At 41.6% G+C, this 618-nt stretch carries 2 tRNA genes; both read right to left on the reverse strand.

From position 1 onward, the window contains the following. Positions 1 to 363: 363 nt before the first annotated feature. Positions 364 to 439: transfer RNA gene (locus tag NH153_RS19560), tRNA-Val, on the reverse strand. Positions 440 to 542: 103 nt separating this feature from the next. Continuing rightward, positions 543 to 618 (reverse strand) — tRNA-Val (locus tag NH153_RS19565).

Genomic DNA, 618 nt, shown 5'->3' on the forward strand with positions numbered 1-618 from the left:
TAGAAGTTAGATAGTAGAAGTTAGATAGTAGAAGTTAGATAGTAGAAGTTAGATAGTAGAAGTGATTGTTATATGTGGTGGGTCGTACTGGACTTGAATCATCGAGCCTGTGTTTTGTGAAGAGTGGCGATGCTTTTTAAAACTAGAGATAAAATAAGGAGGTTTTATATGTGGTGGGTCGTACTGGACTTGAATCATCGAGCCTGTGTTTTGTAAAGAGTGGCGATGCTTTTGAAAACTAGAGATAAAATAAGGAGGTTTTATATGTGGTGGGTCGTACTGGACTTGAATCATCGAGCCTGTGTTTTGTAAAGAGTGGCGATGCTTTTGAAAACTAGAGATAAAATAAGGAGGTTTTATATGTGGTGGGTCGTACTGGACTTGAACCAGTGACCCTCGCCTTGTAAGGGCGATGCTCTCCCAACTGAGCTAACGACCCACATATAAATTTTGTTTTTAGATTAAATGGTTGGTTTTACTGAACTTAACCACCGAGCCTTTTCGTTGTAAAGAGTTGCGATGCTCTCTGCTTCAAAAAGTAATGGTGGGTCGTACTGGACTTGAACCAGTGACCCTCGCCTTGTAAGGGCGATGCTCTCCCAACTGAGCTAACGACCC

It is taken from the genome of Pseudoalteromonas gelatinilytica (assembly GCF_001641615.1).
Taxonomy (GTDB): Bacteria; Pseudomonadota; Gammaproteobacteria; order Enterobacterales; family Alteromonadaceae; genus Pseudoalteromonas; species Pseudoalteromonas gelatinilytica.